The organism is Stenotrophomonas sp. STEN035 (assembly GCF_056759935.1).
Genome location: NZ_JBRRDY010000034.1, coordinates 49,173 through 55,898, shown reverse-complemented (window position 1 = coordinate 55,898; position 6,726 = coordinate 49,173). Strand labels below are relative to the sequence as shown.

The window sequence follows — 6,726 nt, the reverse complement described above, 5'->3', positions numbered from 1 at the left end:
GCTCCCACAGAGTTGATGGATGGCTTGGAAGGCCTCTGCCGAGCATGGCTCGGCACTACCGCTGCTGCCCCCTCCCTTTTGCGCAGCAAAGGGGAGGGCTGGGGAGGGGTCGGCCTTTGCGGCCTTTCGAGCGTTGCCGGCTTCGCGGCTTACGCCGCTCCCACAAAGCAGGCGGATGGCTTGGAAAGCCCCTGCCGAGCATGGCTCGGCACTACCCTCAGTAGTCTTCTTCGGCGGCGGCTTCGCGGCCTTGCTGGCGGATCAGCGCTTCTTCGCGGGCGTCGTTGATGGCGTGACGCACGCTGTCCAGGTCCACCGCGTGCTCGTCCGGGGTGAACTCGCCGGTCAACACGGTATCAGGCAGTAGATCGCCGGCCTGGAACAACTCCCACATTTCTTCGCCGTACCAGGTTTCCAGCAGCTCCGGAGCCCAGCGGCCGAGGTTGGCGGTGAGGTTGTTGACGTCACGCAGCAGCATGGTGCGCGCGGCGTTGTTGCCACCGGCGCTGACTACCTGCGGGAAATCGATCACCACCGGGCCATCCGGGCCGACCAGCACGTTGTAAGGCGACAGATCGCCGTGGATCAGGCCACAGCACAGCATCAGCTTGACCTGCTGCACCAACACCGCGTGGAACTCACGCGCCTGCTCGGCACTGAGTTCCACCTCGCCGAGGCGCGCGGCGCTGAAGCCCTCAGCGTCGGTCACCAGTTCCATCACCAGCACGCCGTGAAAATAGCCGAACGGTTCCGGCACGCGCACACCTGCGTCGCGCAGCTGGTACAGCGCGTCCACCTCGGTGTTCTTCCAGGCCGCTTCGGCCTGCTTGCGGCCGTAGTTGCTGGCCTTGCCGATGGCGCGGGCCTCACGGCTGCCGCGCACCTTGCGGCCTTCCTGGTACTGCACGCGCTGCTGGAAGCTGCGCTGCGCCATGTCCTTGTAGACCTTGGCACAGCGGATCTCGTCGCCGCTGCGGACCACATAGACCGCTGCTTCCTTGCCGCTCTTGAGCGGGCGCAGGACCTCGTCGATGACGCCGTCGTCTATCAGTACCTGCAATTGTTGGGGTGTTTTCACAGTGTCTCGGTGGCTGCGGGTGGCGGCTCGATCTGCATCGAACGTGGGCCGTCCGGGTGGGATCAGGCCGGCATATTGTTGCCGATGGTACGGAAACGGGCCAGCGATGGCAGCACCGGGGGTTCAGACTGGACAGTTCCCATGGCACAAACACGGACGGCCAGGCCTTGGGCCTGGCCGTTGGTCGGTGATCGCAGGTCGCAGCAGGCTGCGCCCACCCTCTCCCCAACCCCTCTCCCGGGGGGAGAGGGGCTCAGGCGCACTCAGCGGCTCAGGACGCCGGGGTTCATCAGGCCCTTGGGATCGAGTTGGGCCTTGACCGCGTCCAGCACCGCCAGCGCCGCCGGGTCGCGGCCGGCACGGTAGTCGTAGAACTTGCCCAGCTGCAGGTTGGCCGCGCCATGTGCGCGCATGGTGTCGGCAATCTGCCGCTTGAGCGCGTCGGCGGCGGCCCGTGCTTCCATGTGTTCACCCGGGCAACCGATGCGTTCGCGATGATCGGCATCGACGGTGCGAACGTGGAAAGCGTTGTGGCTGTCCGGCCAGTAGATGCAGGGCTCGATCACCACGGTCTGCGCGCCCACGCTGGACAGCAGGGTGCCGATGAAGATGCCGTGCTTGTCCATGGTTTCCTGCTCGCGCGCGAACAGCGCCTGCAATGCGTTGAACATGCTGGTGGCCTTGGAATGCGGCACCAGCGCATGCACCGGTGCCCAACGCTCGCCCTGCGGACCCAGCATCGAGTTCCAGGCAGCAAACGGATTGGCGGCCATCATCTTGGGGATGGACGGTTCGACACTCTCGCCGAATTCAGCCACCAGCTTGCGCGCACGCGCGACCCGATCAGCCACCTCGGCAGCGCTGTCGCCTTCCAGGGTGATGTGCAGCGAGAACTGCTCCTGGTCGACGATGTCGCGCCCCTTCACCGCCAGCTTCAGACCAGAGATCAGGCCGCCCTTCCTGATCACATTGGTCAGCGCCTTGACGTCGCTGGACAGGCCGGCGCGGCGCATGCGCACGCGGGTCAGGGCCGGATCGAAGGCAGCGGTTTCGCTGGCCAGTCCGTGGCGTGAGAGCACACCGAGTGCACCGAACAGGCCTTCGGCGGTCGGGAACTGCCAGGACAGGTAGTCGATATGCGCATGCTTGGGGATCAGCTTGAGCACGATGCGGGTCTTGATACCGAGCAGGCCGCAGTCACCCAAGAACAGGCCGGTCAGGTCCGGGCCGTACCAGCGGAAGAACGGCGTGGTGTTGGCAGCCGCGGCCGAGCCGGTGGTGAGGATGTCACCGTTGGCGGTGACTACCTGCAGACCCAGCACCACGTCGGCCGAACAGCCATAGCGGGCGGTGCCGTGGAAGATCGCGCCCTGCGACATGCCACCACCCACCGTGGCATGCGAGCCGGACATTGGCCCGAAGTACGGGGTGCGTACGCCCTTGGCATCCAGCGCGTCCTTAAGGGCGCGCCAGGTGACGCCGGCTTCGACCACGACGTAGGCGTCTTCAAGGTTGATCTCGACGATCCTGTCCAGCGAGCTGGTGTCCACCAGGACGCTGGAGCTCTGCGCGGCGGTATAGCCGCCGGTATAGCTCATGCCGCCGCCGCGTGCGATCACCGCAACACCGGCGTCGGTGAGTTGCTTGACCGCAGCGGCCAGCTGTTGCACATCGTCCGGGCGTAGCACTGCCAGCAGCGGCTTGCCCTGCGAATAGACGTCGGTGGCGAAGTACTCAAGCTCGCTGGCATCGGTGACGATGCTGCCGCCCCAGCTGGACTGCAGCGTGGCGATGACGGCGGTTGCGTTGTCGTTGCTCATGGGGGTCCTTCAGCTCAGGCAGACAGGGCGGCGGCGCGCCCCTGGTAGTCGGATTCGGTATCAGTGATCACGCGCAGCGGCACCGGCAAGGCGCGCAGGCGCGCTGCAAGGTCCGGTGCGGTGGCATCGCGCAGCAGGCCGTGCAGGCGATTGCCAAGGCGCAGCAGCTCAACAACGTTGGCATGCACCAACGCAGGCGCAGGAGCATCCACACGGCGACGTGCAGCAGCACTGGGTGGCAGCCACGGCCACAGCAGATGGCGCTCGCGCTCCCATTGCCAGGCATCGCAGAGATAGCCGCCTGCGCGGTCGATGACGGTAGTCGGCAGGTTCTGCAGCAGCAGCGCCTGTTCTTCAACGTTGAGCAGCCATGGCGAATGCAGCACGACCTCGCTGACACGCGCACCCAGCGCATCCACCAGCCCAGGAACGTAACCGGCAGCCGCGCCATGCGCTTCGATCAGCAACGGCAGCTCGGCGCTGTCGCGCACTGCGTCCAACAAGGCAGCGACCACGCTGGCGGCATCCAGCCCGGCGTCGCTTTCGCAGGAAGCGCCGTGGCCAGGAAGATCCGGCAGCAGGCAAGCGCTGCCATCGGCATCAAGCTGTTGCGGCACCAACGGCCGGGTGCCGGGCGCATGCAGGCATAACCGCAGTTGGCCCTGCCCTGCCCGCTCCCAGACCGCCATGTCGCCGCCAACGGTGGCGATGATGCGTCGCTGCCAGCGATTGTTCGCCGCTGCACCAGCACTGCAAGCAACGAAGGCCGGCTCGGCAGCTAGCGTCTGTGCCAGCCACGCATCCATGCTGTCGAGCATCGCCAGAATGCCCGCGGGCTCTTCGACCACGGTTACGTTGGCGGGCAGACCGTGCAGACGCGGCATATGCGCCAGCAGTGGATCGCCGTGGCGGTAGACCAGCCACGAAGGCATCTGCAGCTGCTGCAGCCAGAAGTGATCGTTGTGGCGGAACGCCGCAGCGTAGCCTGCGCGATAGGTGTCGCCTACATCCAGCACATCCATCACCGTTTCGCGGGTGCTCTCAGTGGTCTGCGGTGGAATCGCCATCGCCGCGTCGGCGCGGCCGTCGTACCACGGGAAGTAATACTTCTGCTCGCGCATGCGCGACCACAGCCAACGCAGGTGCGAGCCATCCCATTGCGGCACGAACGGCGGCAGGTAGGCCTCGCCATACAGTTCGCTTTCCTGCGGGGTGAAGGCCGCGTAGCCATCCACCACCAGTGCGGCGACACGCTCGGGATTGGCCCAGGCCAGCCAAGTCGCGATCAGCCCGCCGGTATGCATGCCGAACACCGCGAAGCGCTGCAAGCCGATGGCGTCAACGAACGCCAGGGTGGCCGCGCCGAACTCGGCAATCGTCATCGGGTTGCCAGGCAAGGCATCGGAGTAACCGAAGCCGGGCGTGTCCGGCGCAATCACCGTATAGCGGTCGGCGTAGCGCTGCTGCATCGCCGCCCACATCCGCGAGTTCTGCGGTGATTGATGGATCAGCAGCAGCACCGGGCCGCTGCCGGCAATGCGGTAGTGCACCTGCCGTCCGTTGACGGAAGCGAAGCGACGTTGGATCGGGGTCATGCGTGTTCCTTAGAGCCGTACCAGCGCCTTGCCCAGGTTCTCGCTATTGAGCAGGCCGATGAAACCGGCCGGCGCAGCGGCCAGCCCGTCGTGGATATGTTCGCGGTAGCGCAGGGTGCCGGCAGCGATCATCTGCGCCAGTTCGCTGCGGCATTGCGCGAAATCGGCTAGATGGTCATGGACCACCAGACCTTCGAGCCGGGCGCGTGCGCCGATCACCGGCCCGAGATTGGGTCCGGCCGGGCGCTCGGTGCGGTTGTACTGATCGCTGAGCCCACACAACACCACCCGCGCATGCAGACGCAGCAGCGACAGCGCGGCTTCCAGCACGGCGCCACCGACATTGTCGAAATAGCCGTCGATACCGTCCGGGCAGACTGCGCGCAAGGCCTTGGCGAAATCCGCATCGCGGTAGCTGACACAGGCATCGAAGCCAAAATCATCGGTGACGATGGCGCATTTCTGCGCGCTGCCGGCGATACCCACCACGCGGCAACCCGCGGCCTTGCAGAGCTGGCCAACGACGCTGCCAACCGCACCTGCGGCAGTTGAAACCAGAATGGTTTGTCCGGCCTTCGGCTGCAGAATCCTGCGCACACCCGCCCACGCGGTGAGCCCGGGAATGCCCAGCACGCCAACGGCAGTACTGAGCGGTGCCAACCCCGCATCGATCAGCGAGGTGGTGCCCGCATCCAGCACGGCCTGCTCGGCCCAGCCGGTCATGCCGGTCACGACATTGCCGGCCGCGAAACGACCACTGCGATCTTCGATCACCGTGCCGATGCCATAGCCCGGCACGATGCTGCCCAGCGGCGGGCACGGCAATGCATAGCGGCCACCGAGTTGCGCACGCAGGAACGGGTCCAACGACAACCATTGCACCTGCACCAAAAGCTGGCCGTCACCGACAACCGGCAACGGCAGCTGCTGCGTTTCAAAATCCAGCAGCTGCGGCAAGCCTTGCGGGATCTGCCGCAGGCAGACGGCCTGCATTGTGCTGTGCAGGCCGTCCATCATCAGAACGCGTTGATGCCGGTCAGCTCGCGGCCGATCACCAGCTGGTGCACGGTCTCGGTGCCTTCGTACGTGATCACCGACTCCAGGTTCAGCGCATGGCGGATCGCACCGTGCTCGGTGGTGATGCCTGCGCCGCCGAGCAGGTCACGGCATTCGCGGGCGATGTCGATGGCCAGGCGGCAGTTGTTCCACTTCGCAAGGGAGACCTGCTGCGGCTGCATCTGCCCAGCGTCCTTCAGACGACCGAGCTGCAGCACCAGCAACTGACCGGCGGTGATGCGGCGGGCCATGTCGGCCATCTTGATCTGCGCGCTCTGGGTGGCGGCGACCGGGCGGCCGAACAGGATGCGTTCCTTGGTATAGGCCAGCACTTCATCCAGGCAGGCAATCGCAGCGCCCAGCGGGCCCCAGGTGATGCCGTAGCGGGCCTGGGTGAGGCAGCCGAGCGGCCCCTTCAGGCCCTTCACGTTGGGCAGGCGGTTGGCGTCTGGCACGCGCACGTTGTCGAAAAACAGCGCGCCGGTGACCGAGGCGCGCAGGCTCATCTTGTGCTTGATTTCCTGGGCGGTGAAGCCCGGCGTGCCCTTTTCGATGACGAAGCCCTGCACGCCCTCGTCGGTATTGGCCCAGACGATGGCGATATCGGCTACCGAGCCATTGGTGATCCACATCTTGGAACCGTTGATCACCCAATCCCCGCCGTCCTTCACTGCACGGGTCTTCATGCTGGCCGGGTCGGAACCGCCATGGGCCTCGGTCAGACCGAAGCAGCCGATCACCTTGCCGCGCGACATGTCCGGCAGCCAGCGCATGCGCTGCTCTTCCGAACCGTAGGCGTAGATGGGGTACATGCACAGCGAGCTCTGCACCGAGACGAAGCTGCGGATGCCGGAATCACCGCGCTCCAGTTCCTGGCAGATCAGGCCGTAGCTGACGCTGTTCAAGCCGGCGCCGCCGTACTGTTCCGGCAGCGAGCTGCCCAGCAAGCCCATGTCGGCGATCTCGCCGATCAGCTCGGTCGGGAAGCGACCCTGGTCGAAGCAGTCGCCGATGATCGGCAGCACGCGCTCATCGGTGAAACGGGCAACGGAATCCTGTACAGCGCGCTCTTCCTCGCTCAGCAGCGAACGCACGTCGAACAAATCGTAGGGGTTCAGTGTCTTCAGGCTCATTACTGTCTCTGGAAGGCGCGTCCGCGCCCGGAAGGTAGGGGATA

The 6,726-nt window shown here is 65.8% G+C and carries 5 protein-coding genes; all 5 read right to left on the bottom strand.

Features of this window, described 5'->3' with window-relative positions; translation table 11 throughout:
* Positions 1-217 precede the first annotated feature (217 nt).
* The gene (locus ACVOLL_RS16695) at positions 218-1,078 is read right to left on the bottom strand and encodes a PA4780 family RIO1-like protein kinase (RefSeq protein ID WP_481513902.1); all 861 of its coding nucleotides are present in this window, start codon (positions 1,076-1,078) and stop codon (positions 218-220) included.
* A gap of 263 nt (positions 1,079-1,341) precedes the next feature.
* Entirely contained in the window at positions 1,342-2,898 is a 1,557-nt protein-coding gene (locus tag ACVOLL_RS16690; RefSeq protein ID WP_481513901.1) for an FAD-binding oxidoreductase, read from the bottom strand.
* 14 nt (positions 2,899-2,912) lie between these two features.
* A complete protein-coding gene (locus ACVOLL_RS16685; RefSeq protein WP_481513900.1) occupies positions 2,913-4,493 on the bottom strand; it encodes an alpha/beta hydrolase in 1,581 nt (526 codons plus the stop codon).
* A 9-nt stretch (positions 4,494-4,502) separates the two neighbouring features.
* Positions 4,503-5,510, bottom strand: a complete 1,008-nt coding sequence (locus tag ACVOLL_RS16680) for an NADP-dependent oxidoreductase (RefSeq protein WP_481513899.1) — start codon at positions 5,508-5,510, stop codon at positions 4,503-4,505.
* Positions 5,510-6,682 carry an acyl-CoA dehydrogenase family protein gene (locus tag ACVOLL_RS16675; RefSeq protein ID WP_057626965.1) on the bottom strand — a complete coding sequence of 391 codons (1,173 nt, stop codon included), beginning with the start codon at positions 6,680-6,682 and terminating at the stop codon, positions 5,510-5,512. The genes ACVOLL_RS16680 and ACVOLL_RS16675 overlap by 1 nt, the downstream gene beginning before the upstream one ends.
* Positions 6,683-6,726: the final 44 nt, after the last annotated feature.

Bases quoted from the DNA above. Each gene is read 5' to 3' on its own strand.
- ACVOLL_RS16685 (WP_481513900.1), bottom strand. From the start codon at position 4,493: ATGACCCCGATCCAACGTCGCTTCGCTTCCGTCAACGGACGGCAGGTG.
- ACVOLL_RS16675 (WP_057626965.1), bottom strand. From the start codon at position 6,682: ATGAGCCTGAAGACACTGAACCCCTACGATTTGTTCGACGTGCGTTCG.
- ACVOLL_RS16690 (WP_481513901.1), bottom strand. From the start codon at position 2,898: ATGAGCAACGACAACGCAACCGCCGTCATCGCCACGCTGCAGTCCAGC.
- ACVOLL_RS16680 (WP_481513899.1), bottom strand. From the start codon at position 5,510: ATGATGGACGGCCTGCACAGCACAATGCAGGCCGTCTGCCTGCGGCAG.